Source organism: Pseudomonas sp. VEM90 (assembly GCF_054611535.1).
On the sequence record NZ_JBTRAR010000017.1, the window covers coordinates 114,080 to 136,995 of the forward strand.

Genomic DNA, 22,916 nt, shown 5'->3' on the forward strand with positions numbered 1-22,916 from the left:
ATGGTAGCGATGCCTCAGGTAGCAGTGTTTCGGGGTAGGGTGAAGTGGAAGCTGGCGCCCTGGTCGACCTGGCCAGTGGCCCAGACTCGACCATCATGGCGCTCGATGATGCGGCGTACGCTCGCCAGGCCAATGCCGGTGCCTTCGAAATCTTCCATGCGGTGCAGGCGCTGGAAGACGCCGAACAGCTTGTTGGCGTAGGCCATGTCGAAGCCCACGCCATTGTCGCGGATGCAGACCTCGGTTTCGTCAGGGTGCTGTACGGCACTGATGCCGATGCGAGCAGGGTGGCGGCCGCGGGTGTACTTGATGGCATTGGCTATCAGGTTGTGCAAGGCCATGTTGATGAATGCCGGGTCGCCGATCACCTTGGGCAGCGGGGCGATGTCCCAAACGATTGCGCGGCCTTCGTAATCGGGTGCCAGCTCGCTGCGAATGGCCTCGACCAAGGCGTTGAGGTCGACGTCGGACAGGCGCAAGGCCGAGCGGCCCATCTGCGAGAAGTTGAGCAGGTTGTCGACCAGGCTGCCGGCAAAGTGCGCCGCTTCACCGATATGCTGCAGGAAGCGCTTGCCGCGTTCGCTCAGGCCCTCGCCTTCGATTTCGCCAAGCAGTTCGGTATAGCCGGCGATGTGCCGAAGCGGTGCGCGCAGGTCGTGGGAAACACTGTAGGAAAACGCTTCGAGCTCCTTGTTGGAACGGCGCAACTCGCCAGCCAGCTGTGCCAGTTCTTCGGCCTTGCGCAGGACAATGCCCAGCACAGCGGTGCGCAGTTCCATCACGCCCTCGATCACCAGTGGGTCCCACGCCTGGCAATAGCCGCGCAGTTCTTCCTGCCAGCGTTCAAAGCTGTGCCGTGGGTCGAGGTTGCCCTGTGGCCCGACCTGCTTGGTCGGCTGGCCGGCCCAGTTGACCGTGCGTATCTGCTCGGGGCGGAACCACAGCAGGTAGTGCGAGTGGATCTGCGAGATGGCCACTGCCAGCACCCCGCCAGCATGCTTTGCCAGCTCGGGCAGCTCAGTGATGTCACGGCGCAGGTTGTCGCTATGGAACACGCTGTCTTCGTCACGTTGGCCGAGCCAGTGCACCAGCGCCGTCACCTGGGCCTCGGGCGGGGTCTGGCCGATCAGGTCGCAGCGCTCGGCCGAGATCACTGCTGCGCCCTGGGCGTCGGCGAAGGCCAGCAGCACGTGGGGCAGGTCGCGCAAGCCGTCACTGACGCTGTCGTGGTCGGCCATGGACGAGATCATGCGTACGATGTGCTGGCGCAGCGCCAACAGCTTGCGCGTGCTGGCATGGGACTCGCGGGACTCTATCTGCAACGACAGCACGCTGGCCAACAGCTCGCAGGCCGTGCGGGTGCGCAGGTCCACCGGGCGTGGCTGCTGATGGTGGCAGGAAATCAGCCCCCACAGCTCGCCGTCGACCACGATCGACAGTGACATCGAGGCCAGCGTGCCCATGTTGCGCATGTACTGCAGGTGCACGGGCGACACGCTGCGCAGTACAGCGAAACTCATGTCCAGCGCCTTGCCGGTGCGCGGGTTGGTTGCGGGCAGCAGCGGCGAGGGCTGATAGTTGGCATCTTCGATCACGCGGATACGGTTGACCCGGTACAGCTCGCGCGCCTGGCGCGGGATGTCTGCAGCCGGGAAGCACAGGCCTGCGTAGCTGGGGTAGCCCGGGTCGGCTACCTCGGCCAGCACCTGGCCATTGCCTTCGGCATCGAAACGGTAGGCCTTGACCCGCCCGAAGCCGGTGATGCGCTTGAGCTGCAACACCGTTTGCTGCAGCAGGTCTTCGATACTGCTGGCCAGTTGCAGACTGGCGACAAAGCTGCGGACCAACGGGTAATAGTCACCTTGCCCGGCCAGGTCTGCTGGCAGGCGGGGTGGTTCGAACTCGGCAATCAGCACCTGGTCGTGGCAATGGACCAGCACATGCAGCAGGGCACTGACGGGTGCGCCCTGGCGCAAGCACACGTCGCCAATGTGGAATGGGAAGACCTCATCTTCGGGAAGCCGTGAGAGGTGTGCGTGCAGGTCAAAGCCATCGTGAACCAGGTCGGAGAAGTGACAACCGATCAGTTCACGGGCTGGCAAGCCCAACCAGTGCTCGACATTTTCACTGGCCTGCAGCACGCACAGGTCGGTGGCATCCAGCACCAGCAGAAAGCCGTGAGGCTGGATGCTGCCCGGAACCTGGATCGGTTCCTGGGCACAGCGCTCCATGGCATCTGCCAGTGAGTTGTCTGCAGTCATGATTGAAAAAGCTCCTGTCATGTCCGTCCGTGTACGGCACAGGTGTCTGGCGCAGGACGAGTACGATTCACCCTAACAGAATCCCGGCCCATTTACCGGCTCCTGGCCATTGGAGGCACGGGTTGGCCAGGGGTTCTGTGCGGCACAGGCTTTTTTTGCTACCACGGTATCGCTTTGTCGCTAATACAAAAAAATGGCTTTGTGCTACTTCGGCTGCGCTGCCTCGCTGCTACGCTCAGTTCAAGACACCTCGACAAGGATAACAAGGTGACGGAGCGCATGCTGGCCGTGCTGTTCGGCCTGTTGTTCAGCGGCAGTACCGTGGCTGCGGATTTCCTCGTGGAAGTTCGGGTGCTGGTGCAACGTGGCTGCATGCTGGTCAACCAGCCCCGCGATGCGGGAGCCCAGGCCCTGGGGCGAATCGACCTGGGTGCGGCGGCGCGCCTGGATGGCCCTGGTGCGCCCTTGAGCGGCGTGCTGCTGAGCCAGCGCCCGCCGCGGCTCGAGTGCAACCCGTATACGCCCTATCAGGTGCGCGTCGATGGTGGCCAGCATGGTGGCGTCGGCGAGCTGCGCTATCTGGCCAGCCACGACCGCCTGGCGCGGCCCATTCCTTATCGCTTGTACCGTGACGCTGCCTGGCGTGAGCCGCTGGCGGTGGGGGTAGCCCTGTCGGCGCGTGTGCCGGGCAGTGGTTCGGTTGAATTGCCGCTGTACGCACGTATCGACAAATTGGCCTGGGTGCCGGAAGCAGGGGCTTACGCCGACCTGCTCAAAGTCACCGTTACCTGGTAGTGACGCCACCATGCACAAGGACGCCATGCCATGAGCCGCACTTCGATCCTGTTGCTCACCCTCGGCCCGCTGCTGATCCCCGGCGGTGCGGTGCATGGCAGCACCACCGGTTTCATCCAGGCACGGCTGGTGATCAGCGCGTCTTGCCAGATCAGCAGCAACGAGACGCAACCGGCGGTGCTGGGTGACCCAGGCGTAATGGACTTTGGCGAGCGCGGTCCGAACTGGGACCAGCCGTTGCGCAGCCAAGTGGACGAAGTGGGCGGTGAGGGCAGCTTGCAGATCAGTTGCACGCCTGAAGTTCGGGCCTTCAACGTGCGTATCAATGGTGGCCTCAATGGCGACGATGGCATACGCCGCCTGAGCAACGGCCGTGAACTGATTCCATACCAGTTGGCGGTCGACCCAGGCGGCAACAGCCGCTACGGCGTCGGCCAGGCACGGGCCTTCACCATCAGCAGCAGCCAGCAAGTACCGATTCCCATCTACGGTGTGGTAGTGGCGCAACCACGAGCGCTACCGGCCGGGCTTTACCGCGACACCCTCAGAGTGACCCTGGACTGGTAACCACGCAAGGAGACTCCGATGCGAACGAACCTTTCATATTGCGTCCTCGCAGGCCTGGGCCTGGCGTTGGCTTCCCAGGCCCAGGCGGCCACGGTTACGGGGAGTATCAGCTCGACCCTGACGCTGACTGCGGCGTGCCAGGTCAATGGCTCGTCGGGCACGTCGGGGCTTGACTTCGGTGCCTTGGACTTCGGTACCCAGGATGCCTTGTTCGCCACCGCCGATGCCCAGGTGCTGGGAGGCGGGGGAGGCGCCATGAGCATCCTGTGCTCTGCAGGTACGGTGCCTGTGATCAAAGTGAGTGCAGGCCTGCATGATGGCCAGTCGAGCGGGGGCACCCGGGCGCTCGCCGATGGTTCTGGCAACTTTGTACCGTATGACCTCTATACCGACGCTGGGCGTACGGCGTTGCTGGCGGTCGACGACACCATCACCCTGCCGACCAGTACCGGCGCCGCTCAAACGGTCAACCTTTACGGTAAGGCCGTCGGCAAGGCGGGCCTGCCTGCCGGGGTCTACAGCGACACGATCTCGGTCGAGCTGTCGTTCTGATCCATGCGCGGCTGGCTGGCAGGAGGCCTGACTGGCGTCAGCATGTTGTTGACCACCCCGTTGGGGGCAGTGACCACCAGTACCTTCACGGTGACGGCGCAGGTTGTCGCCGGGTGCCTGGTGGTAGGCGGTGTCACCAGTTACGGCACGCTCGATTATGGCTCGCAGTCGGCGCTGTCCACGGGGCTGCTCAGCACATCCCTGGGGGGTTCTACCGTGACGTTCCAGTGCACGCCGGGCGTGGCCATGAGCATGAGCCTGGACGGCGGGCAAAACAGTGCCAGTGGCACACGCAACCTGAAGCGCACCAGTGGTGCGCAAGTGCTGGCCTACCAGTTGTACCGGGACGCGGCCTATACCCAGGCTTTGGGCATCGGCCAGAGCGTGGCGGTGAGCTATTCCGACCCGACGGCGATCAAGCTACCGGTCTACGGGCGAGTCCAACTGACCGGCACGCAGCCGGCAGGGACTTACACCGATGTGGTGCAAGTGACGGTGACCTGGTAACTGCCAGTGCCACCCATGACAAGTGTCTAAGGAGAGCTGCATGCGGGCAGGCGCGAAGTGGACGCGTGGATTGACTGGATTGTTGTCGCTGGCAAGCCTGCCGGCCTGGGCGGCCACTTCGGTGCTGATCTGGCCGATCGACCCGGTGCTGGAGGCCGACCAGAAGGCAGGTGCGTTGTGGCTGGAAAACCGTGGCACTGCGCCGGCAAACCTGCAGGTGCGGGTATTCGCCTGGCGTCAGGGTGATTATAAGGAGCAGTTCCAGGCGCAGCGCGAGATTATCGGCAGCCCGCCGGTCGCCAACATCGCTCCCGGGCAGAAGCAGTTGATCCGCCTGACCCGTACCGGCCCTTCACCGGCCGGCCAGGAGCAGGCCTATCGCATCATCATCGACGAGATTCCGCCCGCCATTCCGGTCGACAAGGCCGAGCCTGGGGCTACGGCGGCCATTCGTTTGCAGATGCGCTATTCGGTGCCGCTGTTTGTCTATGGCGAGGGGCTGTGGGGCAAGGCCGACCCTGAAGGCAAACGCAACGCCGAGGGGGTGGGCAAGCCGCAGCTCAGTTGGCGCCCGGTGACGGTGCAAGGCAAGCCCTACATTGAACTGCGTAACACGGGCCCGGTACATGCGCGGCTGACCGATGTGGTCGTGCAGCAAGGCCGCCAAAGCAAGCCACTGGCTGAAGGCCTGCTGGGCTATGTGCTGCCGGGGGCAAGCATGCGCTGGCCGGCGCCCGTGGCATCCGGCAGCGTCAGCGTGCTCAAGGGCAGGGTCAATGGTCAGCGCTCGGCGGACGCCATCCGCCAAGGCCAATGAGCCAACGGCTGAATGAAGTGCAGGGGCCAGGGAGGACCCGGCAATGGTTGGAAACCGTGTGTGAAATGGCTCCCGGCGACGACGTGCCGCTGGTGCCTGGGGCTGGCCATGGTCAGCCCCGCACTGGTGCTGGCCGACGACTTGCCCCCACCGCCCACGGAGATGTCCGCCATCGCCGAGGCCACCCTTTACCTCGATCTGGTGGTGAACCAGATGCCCAGGGTTGAACTGATACCGGTGCAGCAGCGGGCCGGGCGCTTGTACCTGGACAGCGACGTATTGCGTGCAGCTGGCGTCTCGCTGCCGGGCAACCCCCAGGGGGAGGTGGCCCTGGACAGCATCGCGGGGCTGCACACCGACTACGACAGTCAGAACCAGCGCCTGCTGCTGCAGGTGCCGCCAGCCTGGTTGCCAGAACAGCAAGTGGGTGATCGCAACCTTTACCCGGCCAGCGATGCGCGCAGCAGCTTCGGCGCCTTGTTCAACTATGACCTGTATCTCAACGACACCGATGAAGGCGGCACCTACCTGGCCGCCTGGAACGAGCTGCGCCTGTTCGACAGCTGGGGTACCTTCTCCAGTACCGGCCAGTGGCGCCAGTCTTTCAATGGCGCACAGGCGGACGATACGCGCCGAGGCTTCATGCGTTACGACACCACCTGGCGCTTTACCGACGAGCAGCGCCTGCTGACCTACGAAGCCGGTGACTTCGTGACGGGCGCCTTGCCCTGGAGCAGCTCGGTGCGAGTGGGCGGAGTGCAGCTGTCACGCGACTTCGCTGCGCGCCCGGATCTTGTCACTTACCCCTTGCCTGCGTTCGCCGGCGAAGCGGCGGTGCCCACGTCGCTCGACCTGTTCATCAACGGTTTCAAGTCCAGTACCACTGAACTGCAGCCAGGGCCGTACACCCTGACCAACGTGCCGTTCATCAACGGTGCCGGGGAAGCGGTGGTGGTCACCACTGATGCCCTTGGCCGGCAGGTGTCGACCACCTTGCCGTTCTATGTCACCAGCAGCTTGCTGCAGAAGGGCCTGTCGGACTACTCGGTGGCCGCCGGCAGCCTGCGCCGTGATTATGGCGTACGCGATTTCAGCTATGGGCCGGGTATTGCCTCGGGCAGCTTGCGCTATGGGCTCAGTGACATCTTCACCCTGGAAACCCACGCCGAAACGGCTGAGTCGCTGATGCTGGGTGGGCTGGGCGGCAACATGCGCATGGGCAACTTTGGCGTGCTCAACGCTGCCTTGGCGCAAAGCCGGTTCGAGGGCGACAAGGGCCATCAGGTCGCCCTTGGCTACCAGTACAACAGCCAGCGCATCGGCTTCGGTTACCAGCGCCTGCAACGCCATGGCGACTATGCCGACCTGAGTCGGGTGGGCTCCCCGGACATGCAACTGAGCAAAAGCAGCGAACAGGTCACCCTCAGTGTCAACCTGAACGAGTACGGCAGCATTGGCGCTGGCTACTTCGACGTGCGCGCCGGTGACGGTACGCGTACCCGGTTGATCAACCTGAGCTACAGCAAGCCACTGTGGGGCAGCAGCAGTGTGTACCTGTCGGCCAACCGTGAAGTGGGTGACAGCCAGTGGGCGGTGCAGGCGCAATTGGTGATCCCGTTCGACCTGCACGGCACCCTGGCGCTGAGCATGGAACGCAGCAATGAAGGCGAGACCCTGCAACGGGTCAACTACAGCCGTGCGGTGCCAGCCGGTGTCGGCGTCGGTTACAACCTGGGCTATGCCGCAGGCAGCGACCGTGATGCCTATCGCCAGGCCGACGTCACCTGGCGCCTGCAATCGGTGCAACTGCAGGCCGGTGTGTATGGCAGCAGCGGTGAGATGACCCGCTGGGCCGACGCCAGTGGTTCTCTGGTGTGGATGGATGCCGGCGTGTTCGCTGCCAACCGTATCGATGATGCCTTCGTGGTGGTCAGCACCGCAGGTTACGCGGATGTACCGGTGCGTTATGAAAACCAGGAAATCGGCCGTACCGATGCCAAGGGGCACTTGCTGGTGCCTTACAGCAGCGGTTACTACCGGGGCAAGTACGAGATCGATCCCATGAACCTGCCACCGGATGTCCTCGCGCCGGACGTTGAGCAGCGTGTAGCGGTGCGACGGGGCAGTGGCTACTTGCTGGAATTCCCCCTCAAGCGGGTCATGGCGGCCAGTGTCGAATTGGTGGATGGCAACCAGCAGGTGCTCAAACTGGGTAGCCGTGTCACCCACGCAGAGAGCGGCACCCAGGCGGTGGTGGGGTGGGACGGGTTGGTGTACCTGGAGAACCTGTCGTCGCATAACCGCCTTCAGGTGGCGCTTGAAGGGGGTGGGCATTGCGAAGTGGCGTTTGACCTGCCCGAAGCGCAAGGCTCGATCCCTCTGATTGGTCCGCTGGTGTGCCGATGAGCGCCTGGCGGCGGGGCCTGGTGGCGAGCGTGCTGCTGTTGCCGAGTGGCACGGCCTTGGCGCTTTGTTCGTCGGTGGCCACGTTGCCGGCAGCGTTTGGCAGCCTTAATTCAACGCAGGTTCGCAACACGGTACAGACGGCTTCCAGCCTCAACTCCGGGTTGCAGTGCACCGGTTCGCTGCTGACCTTGCTCAGCAGTGGTGATCATTTCTACGCCACGATCACGCCCGCCTCGGGTGGGCTGATCGGCCCGACAGGCGATGTCATTCCCTACACGCTGTATGCCGACAACACCACCCGCTACCCGATTACCCGCGGTGTGGCCTACGACTTCGCCCGCAACGGCATCCTCGACTTGCTGGGGCTGCTCGGCGGTACCACACCCAAGGCGGTGCCGATCTACCTGCGCACCCAGATTGGCAGCAATGTCGCGGCCGGGTTGTATCAAGAGGCCCTGACCGTGGCCTGGAGCTGGGATTATTGTTCGGGGATTGGCGCGTTAGGGATATGCCTTGGGCGCGACATCGGTTCGGGTAGCCAGCTCTTGAACGTGAGCCTGACGGTGACCAACGATTGCCAGATCACCACGCCTGACATCAGCTTCGCCAGTGCACCGGTGGTGGCGGGGTTCGGCACGGTGAGCCAGGGCATAAACGTGTCATGCACCAAGGGCAGCAGCTACACGGTAGGGCTGGATGACGGGCAGAACGTGTCGGGTGGGCGGCGGCGGATGAAGTCTTCGGCCAACAACTACCTGGCCTATGACATTTTCAAAAGTGCCGGGACCGTGCGCTGGGGGGCGTCAGGAGCTGCCAGGCGTTCCAGTACGGATGCCGACATCAACCCCGGGGTGGGTACCGGCACGGGTAGCCAGGTGTTCAACTACAACGCCAAGGTCTATACCGATCAGGCGACACCGCCGGCTGCGACCTATACCGACAGTGTGATATTGGATGTGCAATTCTGAACCCGTCATCCCTGCGGCAGTCAATACCCCCGAAGGAGCCGCCGCGTGTCGCGACGGGCTGCTTCTTCAGGGGCACGCAAGGCGGGGTTCAGCGCAAATCGTCTACCATGTTGGCCAGGGTCTCCAGCACCGCTCCGGCCAGTGCCTTGGAGCGCGCCCCAGACCACCCGGTGACTGCATCGGGCGCGTCGTCATGGTCCTTGAACGGCATTTCCAGCGTCAGTGACAGGCAGTCATGGGCCATGCCCACCGCATTGCAGGCCAGTGTCGTATTCGCCTGTCCGGGTTCGTCACGGGTATAGCCATGCACCGTCTGGAAGTCGCGGGTCAGGCTGCACAAGGTGCTACGAAACTGCTCTTCGAGCTTGGCCAGCCGAGGGGTGTAACCCGGGTTGCCCTCGCATGCGGCCGTGAACACGTGGGGGATCTCCTCGTCACCGTGCACGTCGATGAAGGCATCCACACCGTACTGCTTCATCTGCGCCTGTGCAAAGAACACTTCCGGGCTGAATTCGACGCTGGCGTCCTGCCAGGCGCGGTTGAGGTCCTTGCCCTTGAAGTTGGTGCGCAGGTGGCCGAGGAAGGCGCCGTCGGGGTTCATGTTGGGGATCAGGTAAAGGTCGGCTTTGGCCAGCAACTGCTGGACCACTGCGTCGTTGGCCTGCAGGCGGTCGATCACGCCTTCCATGAACCATTCGGCCATGTGCTCGCCCGGGTGCTGCTGGGCAATCAGCCACAGCTTGCGTTTGCCTTCGGCACCGTCACCTGCCCGCAGCAGCGGGATATCGCGGCCCTGGATACTGCGGCCGCTGGCCAGCAACTCGACCCCCGGGAGTTGGCAGGCACGTTCGATCAGCTGGTTGTGGCGGGCCCGCGGGTAGGGCTCGAAGTAGGCGAACCAGATCTGGTCCTGTTCAGCCTTGACCTCGAACGATAGCGCCGTACCGTCGAACTGGCTTGGCACACGGAACCAGCGCTGCTGGTCGTAGCTGGCCACAGCGTTGTAGCCGCTCCACGCGTTCTTGTACGAGGAGCCGGAAGCGTTGTCCAGGCTGAAGCGATGGACCTGCCCCGGTGTCAGCCCGCTGACCTTGAAGTGGAACCACTGGTAGTGGCCGCTGTGGGTGTCCGGGCGAATGGCCAGGTGTACCTGGGCCGGGTTGCTGGCATCCAGTACCTGTATGTTGCCGGAGTCGAAATCGCAGTCGATCTGCAGGGGGGACAGCGTCACGGTCATGTGCCGGGCTCCTTTGCGGGCATTGTTGTAGGGGTACTGTATACGGCTTGGCGGGGATGCTGTGCAAGATCAGGCAGGGCGAGCCGCTAGCGGACAGCCCTTATGCAGCAAGCTGATGGCCGGCAAATGTGTGGACTTCAGGTTATTTGAAGAACTGGCTGGGCGTGGTACCGAACTGGCGCTTGAACATGCTGGCGAAGGCACTTGGGCTGTCATAGCCCAACGCGCCCGCCACATCGATGATTCGCTCGCCCAGCGCTATCCGCTCCAGTGCCTGCATCAGCCGCGCCTGCTGGCGCCACTGGCCGAAGGTCATGCCGGTTTCCTTGCGGAACAATCGCTGGATGGTCTTTTCGTCCACCCCTAGTCGCGCGCCCCAGTCGGCAACGGTGGCGTTATCCTCGGGCCGTTCATGCAATGCCGCGCAGATCACCCGCAGGCGCTGGTCGCTGGGCTGCGACAGCTTCAGCGGCAAGGTCGGCAGTACGCAGATTTCGTCGAGGATCAGGCGCATGACCCGGGCTTCGCGCGAGTCCTCGGCAAACGGTGCGGTGAACCCCACCGAGGCCTTGATCAGTTCGCTGAGCAAGGGCGAGATGCTGATGGCCTTGCTCTGTAGGGGCAGGCCCGTTGCCGCGTCGATGCGCACGAACACACTGCGCATCTTCACGTCGCCGACACAGCGAATGGCGTGCACCTGGCCGCAAGGCATCCACACACCGCGGCTGGGTGGCACCGTCCAGCATTCGTTGCCGGACTCGACGATCATCAGGCCTTTGATGGCATAGATCAGTTGATGCTTGGTGTGGCTATGGGGCTCGATGAACCAGTCGCTTGGGTAGTCTGTCGCACGGCTACCCACTTCCCAGGTCCACTCATCGACCTCCACCAACAATTCACGCTGCGGCTTTACCATCGTGACCTCATATCGGAGCAGCCTGGCAGCGCCACTTTAGCAGCAACGGCCAGGGCGGGCCCGCGAGCGGGTGGCCGGCAGCAAGGCGGTGGCCAACCCGAGCAGCGGCAGGAACGCGATGGCTTGGTACACCCATTCGATGCCATGCTGGTCGGCCAGTGTGCCCAGGCCGGCTGCACCCACGCCGCTGATGCCGAACATCAGCCCGAACATCACCCCCGAAACCATGCCGACCCGGCCTGGCACCGCCTCTTGGGCATACACCACCAGGGCAGCGAATGCCGAGGACATCACCAGGCCGATGGCCACCGCCAGTACGGCTGTCCAGGCGAGGTCGGCATGGGGCAGGGCCAGGGCGAAGGGCGCCACGCCGAGGAACGAGACCCAGATCACGGCCTTGCGCCCGATGCGATCACCCACCGGGCCACCGGCAAAGGTGCCCAGCGCAACGGCTGCGAGGAACACGAACAGGTACAGCTGGCTGTGCTGCACACTCAGGCCGAAATGCTCGATCAGGTAGAAGGTGAAGAAGTTGGTGAACGAAGCGATGTAGACGAACTTGGCGAACATCAGCACGGCGATCACCACCACCGCGCGCCACATGGCACCCCGCGACAGGCCAGGGGCCTGTTGGCCCGCGAAGCTCTTGAGCCGGGCCTGGCCGTGGCGCACGCTCCAGCCCGTCACCCGCAGCAGCACCAGAACAGCCAGCGCAGCGGCCAGCATGAACCAGGCAATGGCCGGTTGCCCGTGCGGAATGATGATGGCAGCGGTGAGCAGCGGGCCGAGGGCCGAGCCGGTATTGCCGCCGACCTGGAAGGTTGATTGCGCGGTGCCGAAGCGCCCGCCGGAGGCCATTCTGGCCACCCGCGAGGCCTCTGGGTGGAAGGTGGCCGAACCCACGCCGACCACGGCGGCAGCCACCAGCAGCATTTCATAGCTGCCGGCAAAGGCGAGCAGGGCGATGCCCACCAGCGTCACCAACATGCCGGCAGGCAGCAGGTAGGGTTGTGGGTGCTTGTCGGTGAACATGCCGACCCAAGGTTGCAGCAGGGAAGCAGTCACCTGATACACCAAGGCGATCCAGCCGATCTGGGCGAAGCTCAGCGCGAAATCGCTTTTCAGCATGGGGTAAATCGACGGCAGTACGGCTTGAATCAGGTCGTTGAGCAGGTGGGCGAATGCAGCCGCACCGACGATGCGCACGACAAAGCCCTGAGGCTGGTCGGCAGGCGTGGCGGCGGCTATGGAGGCGGCGGAGGTTGTCATGGGCAAGGTTCTTCTATGGCAAGGGAGCAAGGCGTTGCCGCAGCAGGTTATCCAGTGCCCAGGTGGCCTGTCTCACGCCGAACAGGCAGCCAATGTCGCGTTTCGGGCATCCGTGCCCACTGCCTGGCAAGAGAACGGAGGCGCCCGGTATTCCATCATTACAGCGTGAGGAAATCAGGCGCGGCCCGTGTGCAGGAACGGCCTTGTGTCGCGATGGGCCGCTCCAGCAGGTGATGCGATCAGGCCATATCGGCTGCGGTCTTGCCGGCGACCTTGCTGCGCCCGCCCAGCCATACCAGCAACAGCCCCGCAGCCGCCAGCACACCTCCGGCCATTGGCACGGCGGCGTAGCCCAGGTTCAGGCTGATAACCGCACCGCCCAGCGCCGCGCCCACGGCGTTACCCAGGTTGAACGCACCCACGTTGATCGACGATGCCAGGCCTGGCGCCTCGATGGCGGCAGTCATTACGCGCATTTGCAGTGGCGGTACCACGGCGAAGGTGAACATGCCCCAGACCAGCAGGGCGATGGCGGCGCCGATGTGGCTGCTCAGTATCAGGGGCATCAGCAGCATGATCAGCGCCAGCACGGCGAGGAAGATCTTCGCCGCGCCATCCAGCGACCAGTCCGCCAGGCGGCCCCCCAGGCTGTTGCCAAGGGTGAAGCCAACCCCGATCAGTACCAGCCCCAAGGTTATGAAGCTGTCCGAGGCACCAGTCAGTTCGGCCAGCACCGGCGCCACGTAGGTGTACAAGGTGAACATGGCGCCGGCACCGAGCACGGTGGTGGCCATTGCCAGCAACACGCTGGGGCGGGCAATGACTGCCAGTTCCTTGCGCACATGCGGCACGCTGCCGCGTTCACCCTTGGGCAGGGCGTACCACAGTGCGGCCATGGCCAGCAGGCCGAGTACGGCGGTGCCGGCAAATGCCATGCGCCAGCCAATCTGCTGGCCGATCCAGGTGGCGGCCGGCACGCCGCCGATGTTGGCGATGGTCAGGCCCATGAACATGGTGGCCACGGCGCTGGCCTGTTTCTCCTTGGGCACCACGCTGGCTGCCACCACGGCTCCCAGGCCGAAGAACGCACCATGGTTGAGGCTGGTGACCAGTCGCGAAGCGAGCAGGGTGTAGTAGTCCGGCGACAGCGACGACAGCAGGTTGCCAAGGGTGAAGATGGCCATCAGCGCCATCAGCGCAGCGCGCTTCCCGAAACGGCTGAACAGCAGGGTCATGATCGGCGCGCCGACCATCACGCCAATGGCATAAGCGGTGATCAGCATGCCGGCGCTGGGGATGCTCACCTCCACGCCCTGGGCGATGACCGGCAGTAGCCCCATCGGGGTGAACTCGGTAGTACCGATGCCAAAGGCACCAATGGCCAACGCGAAGAGCACGCGGCCGGGTCTCATTGTTTGAGCAGTCATCGGTGTCAGTCCCAGGTTGGCGCCAGGCCGTCAGGGCTGACCTCGCGGCCATTGCGCTCCAGCTCGGCGATGCGTGCCATGTCATCACTGTCCAGCTTCAGGCCACGGGCAAGCAGGTTGCTGGCCAGGTTTTCACGCTTGGTCGACGACGGGATCACGGCATAGCCCAGTTGCAGGGCCCAGGCCAGGGCAACCTGGGCGACGGTAGCCTTGTGCTTGGCGGCGATCTGGGCCAGTACCGGGTCTTTCAGCACTTTGCCGTAGGCCAGGGTCATGTACGAGGTCACGGTGATCCCTTGTTCCTTGAGGAACGCGGTCAGCTTGCTGTTCTGCAGATAGGGGCTGAGCTCGATCTGGTTGGTGGCGATTTCCCCTTTGCCGACCACGGCAATGGCCTGCCTGGTCAGCTCGATGTTGAAGTTGGAAACGCCGATCTGGCGAGCCAGGCCTTGCTGCTTGGCGTCGGCCAGGGCCTTCATGTACTCGGGCAGTTCTACGCCGTTGCCCGGCGCTGGCCAGTGGATCAGCAGCAGGTCGACGTAGTCGGTGCGCAGTTTCTGCAAGCTGTCACGCAGGCTGGGGATCAGCTTGTCGGCGGCGTAGTTGTCGACCCAGATCTTGGTGGTGATGAACAGCTCGCTGCGCGGCACGCCGCTTTCGGCGATGGCCTGGCCGACTTCGGCTTCGTTCTTGTAGATCTGGGCGGTATCGATGACGCGGTAGCCGACTGCCAGGGCAGACTTGACCGAGTCGATGACGGTTTGGCCGGTGAGGCGGAAGGTGCCGAGGCCGAAGGAAGGAACGCTCATGGGGTTGCTCCTGAATAGGGGGAGGATCATGTGGTGCCCAGTGTGCAGGTTTGAACGGCAGCGAATAAGCCGCTACGGCGCCAAAGTCATTTGACCTGTAGGCACAAATACATTTTCAAGCTGTGCATTCACTACATAAATAGGGCCAGAGGGGCTTGGAACCTTGTTCAGCTAGCGCTTTTTTATCAAGCGTTGAGGCTGCCCATGATCCCTTCCGTAATACCTGCCGATTCCATCGATGCGCTGATTGCCCGTCAGTTGCCAGGCTGGCTCAAGCGCGCGTCTGCCCAAGAGCTGACAGGGCTGCGCGCCGCTGCTTTACGCCAACAGCGGGCGCAGGATCAAGTAGACGCCTGGTTAGGGGCCATAACCCCCTTGGATGAGTTCGCCGAGTCGTTGCTCAAAAGAGCACTTGAGGCCCATTCGATCAAGCGGGTTGACCTGCGGCAGGCCCAGCTCAGGCTGGTGACCCTGCTGCCAAAACCGTCGATATCGCCTGCTTTACCAAGCACTTCAACACGACTTGTCAGCACCCAGACGCTGCTCTCGGCGGCACTGCACAACTTCCACGAAAAGGAAATGCAGCCTGGCTGGTTCGCGGCCGGGTCGCAGTTGGTCACTGCAAGTGGGCACCTGCTGCCACTCAGTGCGCAAGCCTTTGTCCGTCTTTGCAGAGACATTGATATCGGCAGGCGTTATCAACGCCATTTGCAATCGAAGCTTGAAGGCGAGGGGGTGGCCGTCGAGAGCACCCTGGAGGAGGCGATGAGCGCGAACCTGGCGCTTGCTGCAATCGCCGCAAGGATCAAGGGTGAAATCGATGAGCAGACCTGTCAGTGGATCAACCAGGTGGTGGGCACAGGGTCTTTCCTGCCAGCCGACGACGCCGTGTTGAAGTGTCACACCCTGAGGCTGCTGGGTAAGAAGGTCATTGGCGCACTGATGATCGAAGTGCGTCAGAACGGCCGCCTGCTTGGCGTTATTGCGTGGTTGCCTGAGGACCCGTATGCCCCGGTGAGTTGGCACACCCACTGGGAGCTACTGTACATGACCCTTGGCATACGCTTGCGTAATGAGGCGTATCGGCGGTACTTCCAGCGCTTCGTCGCAGAGCGCGATCGCGTCGCCTTCTACGCGGCGCTGAACGCGCTGCTCAACCAAGGCAACACTGTTCTTCCGCTTGAGCTGGATGGCCGCTGTTTTGCGATTGAGGGTGACGTGTTCGCCGCGCTGCGCCAAGCCCGGATCGACAAAATGCTGGATGACGCGCGGGTATTGGCGGTATCGACAGAGGATGAGGATATCGCCGACCGCCGCGCACGTTTGCAGGGCTATCTGGACTTGGGGTTGAGCGTGGCAGGCCTGGCAGCGCTGTTTGTGCCTGTGTTGGGGCAGGCCCTGCTGGGGCTTACGGTGGTGCAACTGGCGGGTGAGGTGTACGAAGGCTACCAGGATTGGCAGTTGGGTGATCGCGACGCCGCATTGGGCCACCTGTTCAACGTGGCCGACACGGTCGTGATAGCGGCGGTGACGACGGCCGGGACGGCGGCTCTTGGCAAGCTGGCACAGCGAGTGGCGCGGGTGGATGCCATGGTGCCGGTAAGCCTGGGCGATGGCCAGTTGCGCCTGTGTGATCCGTCCTTGTCGGGTTATCAACGTGAGGGCGTCGATCTGATGGTAGGACAGGCCGTGAATGAAACTGGCCGTTCGCTGAGGCGCCTGCACGATGCTGTCTATGAGGTGAGCGAAGGGGACGACGGCGCATGGCGTATTCATCACCCATCAAGGCCAGGGGCGTATTCACCGGCGCTTGAGCACAATGGTGCCGGAGGATGGGTGCATGAGTTCGAGCAACCGCAGCGCTGGCATGACCCCGCCTACATGGTGCGTCGCCTTGCCAGCCGCACGGCGCAGGTGCCCGATGAGGCGGTATCTGTAGCGCTGCAGACCACCGGCTTCGAGGCTGACTGCCTGCGCCGTTTGCTGTTGGAGAATTCGCCCCCGCCGGCACGCTTGCTCGATGCCATCGAACGCCAGCAATTGCACCGTGATTTTCCGACGTTGCGGGGTGACGCTTTCGAGGAGGTCTTCAACGAGCGACAGATCAGCCCGCAAGCAGCGGACCGCGTATTGATGCGAGACTTCCCGGGCCTTTCCCATCGCTGCGCACGGGAAATCGTCGAGGGGGCCAGCAGCGTCGAGATGGAGAGCCTGACGGGTGCAGGCCGGGTGCCCTTGGCCTTGGCGGAGCGTGCACGCTGGGCAATACGCGACAGCCGGATAGACCGTGCCTGCGCAGGGTTGCGCCAGGCCGCCGCAGAAAATGCCGATACCGGTAAGCTCGCGTTGGGCCTGATCGAAGCCATCGCCCCTTGGTCGGCTGGGGTCAACGTTGAGCTGCCTGCCGCGGGCAGGGGTGGGTTGCTGCAGACGTTGAGGCGGCAGCTGGACAGCCGCCAGCGACAGTTGCTTGGTATGAGCCAGATGACGGATGACGCACTGGGTGAGCGGCTTGGGCGTGAGGCACTCGCAGACCGTGAGTCGGCGGCCCGGATGATTGGGCTGGCCCGTGTGGGGCAGGGGATTCGCCCTCCTGTGCGGTTGTTCGATGGGCGTTTGGGCTACCCGCTCAGTGGCCACCTGACAGGGACCCGCCAGGCACTGCGCCGCACGTTGAACCACGTGTATCCGGTGATGAGCAGTGAGCAGCTGGAGGTCTACCTGCAAGACCTGGCGCAGCGGGGGGTGGACCCGTGGAACCATGTCAGCCAACTGCTACAGGCCAAGGTCAGCCTCAAGCAGGCATTGCAAGCCTGGCGAAATGACGCAGGGCTGAACATTGTCCGCCGCCTGCGTCGTATCAAGGTTGCCAGGCGCATTACGGCAAGCTGGCAGCGCTTTACCCCTGGGGAGGTGGCGGGTGACTACCACCTGACCCTCGTGGGTGAGCGGGTGGGTGACCTGCCGGCCTTGCCTGACAATGTGAGTTTCGACCACATCACGCACCTGACCCTGCGCGATATGCAGGTGACGAGCCTTGATGCGGGCTTTCTTGGTCGCTTCAGCAAGGTGCGCAACCTGGACTTGCGGAACAACCGGCTGACTCGCCTTCCTGCAGGTATCGAGCAACTGACCGAATTGAAAAACCTGCGCCTTGGCGGCAACCAGATCGTGCTTTCCAGCGAAGATAACCTGCGTTTGAGCCAGCTTGTGGAGCTGCGCCGTCTGGAGCTCAACGGTAACCCGGTCGGCCTGCTGCCACCCTTGGCGTCTTTCCCCCTGCTGCGCCGGCTGTCCTTGCGCAACACCGGGCTGGGCGAACTGCCCGCTGATCTGGCCAGGCACGGTAATCTGGAGTTGCTGGACATGCGTGACAATCAGATCCGGACGCTGCCTGAAGCGTTGTCTCTAGTGCCGCTGCGCTTGTTACGGGGCCTGGAGCTGCACGACAATCCACTCTCGGACGAAACCCTGCAGCGCTTGCAGTTGGCCAGGGCGTCGGCCGGGGCGGCTGAGCGTCGGCGTGCGGCTCATGCCTCTTCGATCCCGAACGCTGCAGCCCCTTGGTTTTCAGGGTTCACGCCTGCCCAGCGCGAGGTGCGATTGGCGCGCTGGAACCGCTTGAGCCAGGAAGCCGGGGCACAGGATCTGTTCCGCTTTTTCTATGATTTACGCGCCCTGCGTGAATACGACGCACAACCGCGCGACCTTCAGGCGCGGGTGTGGCATATCCTCGAAGCCTGCGAGCAGCACGCTGAAGTACGCGCGAGCCTGTTCGAGCAAGTTGCCCGACCGCGCAGTTGCAGCGACGAGTTACTGCTGACGCTCAGCGAGCTGGAGGTTGGCGCGCTGGTCGCCAAGGCCGGTACAGCCGGTACCGGGTTACAGAAGGAGCGGGCGCTGGTCAGGCTGGGGCGTTCGTTGTTCCGCCTGGACAAAGTCAACGCAATTGCCGCGCGGCATATTGCGGATTACTTTTCGAACGATCCCGTTGAGGTTTACCTGACCTATCGCGTCAGGCTGGCGGATAGCCTCGACCTTCCCGTGCAGCCCAGCCATCTTTCGTATGAGAGTTTCAGCGGCGTTGGCCGTGAAGACCTGGACGCCGCGCGCAGCGAGGTGCTGCGGCAGGAAACGCCACAAGCCTTGGCTCAGGCGCTGGCAGATCGATCCTTCTGGCAGGACTATCTGCACGAGCAGCAGGCGGCGCGCTTCAGCCGCCTGGACGAGCCTTTTCAGCAGCGCCTGGATGCGTTGCTCGAACAATCGAAAACGCTGAGCGATGGCGACTATTTTGCCCAGGTCGAGCATATCTGCGCAGCGCGTGAGGTCGCGAAACGGCAGCTTTTGCTTGAATTGAGCCGAGAGGCAATTCAACGCCACGGCCTATGAACGAAACAGCCCGCCGAGAGGCGGGCTGTTCGCTGGGGCGGGACGATCAGCGGCGGCGGAACAGCGGCAGCGGTTCGTCGGTGGCGGCCTGGTAGGTCACCGAGAAGTCCTTCAGGCTTTGCAGCGCGTCTTCCGGGTCCTTGTCGGCACGGATGGCGAATGCGTCGAAGCCGCAGCGGGCCATGAAGAACAGCTGGTCGCGCAGCACATCGCCGATGGCGCGCAGTTCGCCTTTGAACTTGTAGCGGTCACGCAGCAGGCGCGCATTGGAGTAGCTGCGGCCGTCGGTGAATGCCGGGAAGTTCAGGGCGATGACCTGGAAGTGGTGCACGTCTTCGCCGATTTCCTCCGCTTCCTGGTCGCTGTCCAGCCATACACCCAAGCCACCATCGCGGGCCTTGAGCACATGGGCATGGTCGCGCCACATCTGCAGCGGGACGATGTAGTCGTCGCAGTTGGTCAGCTCGTCGAACGAGGTTTCCTTGGGCAGCAGGTGCCAGGTTTCGTCGACGATCTGGTTGTTCTTAATGATTCGCTGCATAGACGCGTTCCTTGAAGGGGTCGATGCCGATACGCTGGTAGGTGTCGATGAAACGCTCTTCCTCGGTACGTTGCTCGACGTACACGGCGATCAGCTTCTCGATCACATCGGCCATGTCATCCTGCGCGAAGGACGGGCCAAGGATCTTGCCCAGGCTTGCGCCGCGCGCGGCGTTGCCACCCAGCGACACCTGGTAGAACTCCTCACCCTTCTTGTCCACGCCGAGGATGCCGATGTGGCCCACGTGGTGGTGGCCGCAGGCGTTCATGCAGCCGGAGATGTTCAGGTCGATTTCGCCGATGTCGAACAGGTAGTCCAGGTCGTCGAAACGGCGCTGGATGGACTCGGCAATCGGGATCGACTTGGCGTTGGCCAGTGAGCAGTAGTCACCACCCGGGCAGCAGATGATGTCGGTCAGCAGGCCGATGTTCGGGGTGGCGAAGCCGCCCTCGCGCAGTTCCAGCCACAGCGCGTGCAGCTGGCGCTGCTCGACGTCGGCGAGGATGATGTTCTGCTCGTGCGAGGTGCGCAGGAAGCCGAAGCTGTAGCGTTCGGCCAGGTCGGCCACGGCGTCCAGCTGCTTGTCGGTCAAGTCACCCGGGGCAACACCGGTCGGCTTGAGTGACAGGGTCACAGCCACGTAACCCGGGCGTTTGTGGGCACGGGTGTTGCGCGAGCGCCAGCGGGCGAACCCTGGGTACTCGGCATCCAGTGCGGTGTAGTCGACGTTGTCGAGTGCGAGGTACTCGGGGTCGACGAAGTGGCGCGACACACGCTGCACTTCGGCCTCGGTCAGGGTGGTGCTGCCGCCCCGCAGGTGGACCATTTCGGCCTCGACCTTTTCGGCGAACACTTCCGGGGTAAGGGCCTTGACCAGGATCTTGATCCGCGCCTTGTACTTGTTGTCACGGCGACCGTAACGGTTGTACACGCGCAGGATGGCGTCGAGGTAGCTGATCAGGTCCTGCCACGGCAGGAACTCGTTGATGAACGAGCCCACCACCGGGGTACGGCCCAGGCCGCCACCGACCAGCACACGGAAGCCCAGTTCGCCGGCAGCGTTGCGCACCGGCTCCAGGCCGATGTCGTGCACTTCGATGGCCGCGCGGTCTTCCTGCGAGCCGTTGATGGCGATCTTGAACTTGCGTGGCAGGTAGGCGAATTCCGGGTGGAAGGTGGTCCACTGGCGGACGATTTCACACCATGGGCGCGGGTCGACGATTTCGTCTGCGGCCACACCGGCGAACTGGTCGGTGGTGGTGTTGCGCAGGCAGTTGCCGCTGGTCTGGATCGCGTGCATCTGCACGGTGGCCAGCTCGGCGAGAATGTCCGGGATGTCTTCCAGCGCCGGCCAGTTGTACTGCACGTTCTGGCGGGTGGAGATGTGGGCATAGCCCTTGTCGTAGTCGCGAGCGATCCTGGCCAGGGTGCGGACCTGGTTGGCGTTCAGCTGGCCGTACGGCACCGCGACACGCAGCATCGGCGCGAAACGTTGGATATAAAGGCCGTTCTGCAGGCGCAGAGGGCGGAATTCTTCTTCGCTCAGCTCACCGGCCAGGTAGCGGCGGGTCTGATCACGGAACTGCTTGACGCGGTCCTCGATGATCCGCTGATCGTACTCGTCGTATACGTACATAAAAGTCCTGTCTCAGGCATGCAGCTATTCGCGCGCACGGCCGCGCACTCCGGTACGGAGCCGGGGAACGATATCAGGTTGCAGTTATGCGCTAAAGTGATGTTTTTGCATATGAAAAGAACCAAATGGACTATGTGAGATTGACTGCCATTTGTGCGTTGAGCGTCGCCAGGCGTTTATAATCCGACGTTTGCTTCGCAGAGATGTGACCCCATGCTCAAGGCCCTGTGCCAAAGCTTGTGCCTTGTCTTGCCACTGGTGGCAAATGCGCAACCGGCTTCGGTGGTGTTCCTCAACCCGGGGCTGTCCACCGAGACGTTCTGGACCAGCTACACCCGCTTCATGCAGGCCGCCGCGGACGAGCTGGGCATGACCCTGCAGGTGCAATACAGCGAGCGCCGCGCCGACCTGACACTGACTCAGGCCCGGGCGATCCTGAGCGCGCCGCACCGGCCCGATTACCTGGTACTGGTCAACGAGCAGTACGTGGCACCGGAAATCCTGCGCCTGTCGCGTGGCACCGGGGTGAAGCTGCTGCTGGTCAACAATGGCCTGACCACCAGCCAGCGCCTCAGCATCGAGGCTCAGCCCGACAAGTATGCCGAGCCGCTGGGTACCTTGATGAGCAACGACGAGCAGGCGGGCTACCAGATGTTGCACTCGATGCTCGCACAACTGCCTCGCAACGCAGGGCCGGTGGATCTGCTTGCCTTTGCCGGGGTCAAGACCACCCCGGCCTCGCAGTTGCGCGTTGAGGGCATGCGCCGCGCCTTGGCCGATTTCCCTCAGGTGCGCTTGCGGCAGGTGGTATACGGCGGCTGGAATCGCCAGCGCGCCTACGAACAGGCGCAACAGTTGCTGGAGCGTTACCCGGCCACCCGCCTGGTGTGGTCGGCCAATGACCAGATGGCTTTTGGTGCCATGCAGGCGTTCGAGGAGGCCGGGTATACGCCGGGGCGTGATGTGCTGTTCGGTGCCGTCAACAGCTCGGCCGAAGCCTTGCGCGCGCGTATCGATGGGCGCTTGAGCGTGCTGATGGGTGGACATTTCACCCTTGGCGGTTGGGCCATGGTGATGCTGCACGATGATGCCCACGGGCTGGCGTTGAACCGCGACGGCCTGCGCGAGCGCCGTGTTCCGGTATTGCAGGAAATCGATCAGGCCAAGGCCCGGCGTTGGCTGAAGCTACTGGAAAGGGACGACTACGGCGTCGATTTTCGGCGTTACAGTGCCGAAGGGCGACCGCCCGGTTACCGTTACCCGTTTCTGGCGTCACCGGTCGAATATTGAATGACCCTGCTTGAGGGAAGGACATTGCTCGTCTTAACTGCTGGTGGTGAAGTGCATTCCCATAACCACTACAAGAGGCAATGCAATGGGAAACCCAACCAAGGTCCGCAAAGCTGACAGCAGTGTCGATGCCTGGGCGATCCTCTGCCTGATCGTTCTGGTGGTGGTCACTGCCGTGTATTGGGTCAGCCACCAGTGACTTGCAACTCAAGACCGTGATGTAGCAGGGCGCCTGCGGGAGGGAATCTCGCAGGCGCTTTATTATTGCCTGTGCCCGCCTCTTCGCGGTGGAAACATCTGCCTTGAGAATGACGCAGGACCGTCGTAGGAGCGGGTTTACCCGCGAAAGGGCCGGCCCTGCTGGCCAATCTCCACCCGCCGTTCATCGTTGCTGCTGCCACCGTATTCGCGGGTAAACCCGCTCCTATGTATGGACTCGCCCACACTGTCTAGCTGCTTTTTGAACATAGGAACCCGGTTGCATCTATGTATCAGGCCTATTCGAGGAAGCTTTTTGCTTCTGGCC

At 63.3% G+C, this 22,916-nt stretch carries 17 protein-coding genes; 9 read left to right on the forward strand and 8 right to left on the reverse strand.

Annotated elements, in window-relative coordinates:
- Positions 1-14 precede the first annotated feature (14 nt).
- The gene (locus ACYCCG_RS17390) at positions 15-2,261 is read right to left on the reverse strand and encodes an ATP-binding protein (RefSeq protein WP_392519531.1); all 2,247 of its coding nucleotides are present in this window, start codon (positions 2,259-2,261) and stop codon (positions 15-17) included.
- Between the two features lie 267 nt (positions 2,262-2,528).
- On the opposite strand from ACYCCG_RS17390, the gene ACYCCG_RS17395 reads away from it, so the two are divergent.
- The 7 genes from ACYCCG_RS17395 (at position 2,529) to ACYCCG_RS17425 (ending at position 8,873) form a co-directional block, all read left to right on the forward strand.
- Complete coding sequence (locus tag ACYCCG_RS17395; protein ID WP_339444617.1) at positions 2,529-3,056, forward strand: Csu type fimbrial protein; 528 nt, start codon at positions 2,529-2,531, stop codon at positions 3,054-3,056.
- A 30-nt stretch (positions 3,057-3,086) separates the two neighbouring features.
- A complete protein-coding gene (locus ACYCCG_RS17400) occupies positions 3,087-3,623 on the forward strand; it encodes a Csu type fimbrial protein (RefSeq protein WP_176683916.1) in 537 nt (178 codons plus the stop codon).
- An 18-nt stretch (positions 3,624-3,641) separates the two neighbouring features.
- Complete coding sequence (locus tag ACYCCG_RS17405) at positions 3,642-4,175, forward strand: Csu type fimbrial protein (RefSeq protein ID WP_209964917.1); 534 nt, start codon at positions 3,642-3,644, stop codon at positions 4,173-4,175.
- A 3-nt stretch (positions 4,176-4,178) separates the two neighbouring features.
- Positions 4,179-4,682, forward strand: a complete 504-nt coding sequence (locus ACYCCG_RS17410) for a Csu type fimbrial protein (protein WP_339535931.1) — start codon at positions 4,179-4,181, stop codon at positions 4,680-4,682.
- A gap of 40 nt (positions 4,683-4,722) precedes the next feature.
- Positions 4,723-5,499 (forward strand): fimbrial biogenesis chaperone, encoded by a 777-nt coding sequence (locus tag ACYCCG_RS17415; protein ID WP_339444615.1) that lies wholly within the window; start codon positions 4,723-4,725, stop codon positions 5,497-5,499.
- Between the two features lie 108 nt (positions 5,500-5,607).
- Positions 5,608-7,905 (forward strand): fimbria/pilus outer membrane usher protein, encoded by a 2,298-nt coding sequence (locus ACYCCG_RS17420; protein WP_392460400.1) that lies wholly within the window; start codon positions 5,608-5,610, stop codon positions 7,903-7,905.
- Positions 7,902-8,873 (forward strand): Csu type fimbrial protein, encoded by a 972-nt coding sequence (locus tag ACYCCG_RS17425; protein ID WP_176683912.1) that lies wholly within the window; start codon positions 7,902-7,904, stop codon positions 8,871-8,873. The genes ACYCCG_RS17420 and ACYCCG_RS17425 overlap by 4 nt, the downstream gene beginning before the upstream one ends.
- Positions 8,874-8,961: 88 nt before the next feature.
- On the opposite strand, the gene ACYCCG_RS17430 is transcribed toward ACYCCG_RS17425, so the two are convergent.
- The 5 genes from ACYCCG_RS17430 to dkgB form a co-directional block, all read right to left on the reverse strand.
- Complete coding sequence (locus ACYCCG_RS17430) at positions 8,962-10,110, reverse strand: M14 family metallopeptidase (protein ID WP_209964925.1); 1,149 nt, start codon at positions 10,108-10,110, stop codon at positions 8,962-8,964.
- Between the two features lie 142 nt (positions 10,111-10,252).
- Positions 10,253-11,026 (reverse strand): AraC family transcriptional regulator, encoded by a 774-nt coding sequence (locus tag ACYCCG_RS17435; protein WP_209964927.1) that lies wholly within the window; start codon positions 11,024-11,026, stop codon positions 10,253-10,255.
- 36 nt (positions 11,027-11,062) lie between these two features.
- A complete protein-coding gene (locus ACYCCG_RS17440; protein WP_209964930.1) occupies positions 11,063-12,295 on the reverse strand; it encodes an MFS transporter in 1,233 nt (410 codons plus the stop codon).
- Between the two features lie 239 nt (positions 12,296-12,534).
- Positions 12,535-13,707: an MFS transporter gene (locus tag ACYCCG_RS17445; protein WP_459671300.1), complete on the reverse strand. Its 1,173-nt coding sequence runs from the start codon at positions 13,705-13,707 to the stop codon at positions 12,535-12,537.
- A 20-nt stretch (positions 13,708-13,727) separates the two neighbouring features.
- Complete coding sequence (gene dkgB / locus ACYCCG_RS17450; RefSeq protein WP_176683907.1) at positions 13,728-14,531, reverse strand: 2,5-didehydrogluconate reductase DkgB; 804 nt, start codon at positions 14,529-14,531, stop codon at positions 13,728-13,730.
- 204 nt (positions 14,532-14,735) lie between these two features.
- On the opposite strand from dkgB, the gene ACYCCG_RS17455 reads away from it, so the two are divergent.
- Positions 14,736-18,923, forward strand: a complete 4,188-nt coding sequence (locus ACYCCG_RS17455; protein ID WP_459671290.1) for an NEL-type E3 ubiquitin ligase domain-containing protein — start codon at positions 14,736-14,738, stop codon at positions 18,921-18,923.
- A 46-nt stretch (positions 18,924-18,969) separates the two neighbouring features.
- Here the strand turns inward: ACYCCG_RS17455 and ACYCCG_RS17460 are convergent, their stop codons facing one another.
- Complete coding sequence (locus ACYCCG_RS17460; RefSeq protein ID WP_003250391.1) at positions 18,970-19,464, reverse strand: DUF934 domain-containing protein; 495 nt, start codon at positions 19,462-19,464, stop codon at positions 18,970-18,972.
- Positions 19,448-21,100 (reverse strand): nitrite/sulfite reductase, encoded by a 1,653-nt coding sequence (locus ACYCCG_RS17465; protein WP_176683904.1) that lies wholly within the window; start codon positions 21,098-21,100, stop codon positions 19,448-19,450. Before ACYCCG_RS17465 ends, ACYCCG_RS17460 begins: the two co-directional genes overlap by 17 nt.
- Before the next feature lie 213 nt (positions 21,101-21,313).
- On the opposite strand from ACYCCG_RS17465, the gene ACYCCG_RS17470 reads away from it, so the two are divergent.
- Positions 21,314-22,390, forward strand: coding sequence for an ABC transporter substrate-binding protein (locus tag ACYCCG_RS17470; protein WP_459671293.1), 1,077 nt, complete (start codon positions 21,314-21,316; stop codon positions 22,388-22,390).
- Positions 22,391-22,916 lie beyond the last annotated feature (526 nt).

Coding starts and splice junctions, on each gene's coding strand:
- ACYCCG_RS17390 (WP_392519531.1), bottom strand. CDS start 2,261: ATGACTGCAGACAACTCACTGGCAGATGCCATGGAGCGCTGTGCCCAG.
- ACYCCG_RS17400 (WP_176683916.1), top strand. CDS start 3,087: ATGAGCCGCACTTCGATCCTGTTGCTCACCCTCGGCCCGCTGCTGATC.
- ACYCCG_RS17405 (WP_209964917.1), top strand. CDS start 3,642: ATGCGAACGAACCTTTCATATTGCGTCCTCGCAGGCCTGGGCCTGGCG.
- ACYCCG_RS17410 (WP_339535931.1), top strand. CDS start 4,179: ATGCGCGGCTGGCTGGCAGGAGGCCTGACTGGCGTCAGCATGTTGTTG.
- ACYCCG_RS17415 (WP_339444615.1), top strand. CDS start 4,723: ATGCGGGCAGGCGCGAAGTGGACGCGTGGATTGACTGGATTGTTGTCG.
- ACYCCG_RS17420 (WP_392460400.1), top strand. CDS start 5,608: ATGGTCAGCCCCGCACTGGTGCTGGCCGACGACTTGCCCCCACCGCCC.
- ACYCCG_RS17425 (WP_176683912.1), top strand. CDS start 7,902: ATGAGCGCCTGGCGGCGGGGCCTGGTGGCGAGCGTGCTGCTGTTGCCG.
- ACYCCG_RS17430 (WP_209964925.1), bottom strand. CDS start 10,110: ATGACCGTGACGCTGTCCCCCCTGCAGATCGACTGCGATTTCGACTCC.
- ACYCCG_RS17435 (WP_209964927.1), bottom strand. CDS start 11,026: ATGGTAAAGCCGCAGCGTGAATTGTTGGTGGAGGTCGATGAGTGGACC.
- ACYCCG_RS17440 (WP_209964930.1), bottom strand. CDS start 12,295: ATGACAACCTCCGCCGCCTCCATAGCCGCCGCCACGCCTGCCGACCAG.
- ACYCCG_RS17445 (WP_459671300.1), bottom strand. CDS start 13,707: ATGAGACCCGGCCGCGTGCTCTTCGCGTTGGCCATTGGTGCCTTTGGC.
- dkgB (WP_176683907.1), bottom strand. CDS start 14,531: ATGAGCGTTCCTTCCTTCGGCCTCGGCACCTTCCGCCTCACCGGCCAA.
- ACYCCG_RS17455 (WP_459671290.1), top strand. CDS start 14,736: ATGATCCCTTCCGTAATACCTGCCGATTCCATCGATGCGCTGATTGCC.
- ACYCCG_RS17460 (WP_003250391.1), bottom strand. CDS start 19,464: ATGCAGCGAATCATTAAGAACAACCAGATCGTCGACGAAACCTGGCAC.
- ACYCCG_RS17465 (WP_176683904.1), bottom strand. CDS start 21,100: ATGTACGTATACGACGAGTACGATCAGCGGATCATCGAGGACCGCGTC.
- ACYCCG_RS17470 (WP_459671293.1), top strand. CDS start 21,314: ATGCTCAAGGCCCTGTGCCAAAGCTTGTGCCTTGTCTTGCCACTGGTG.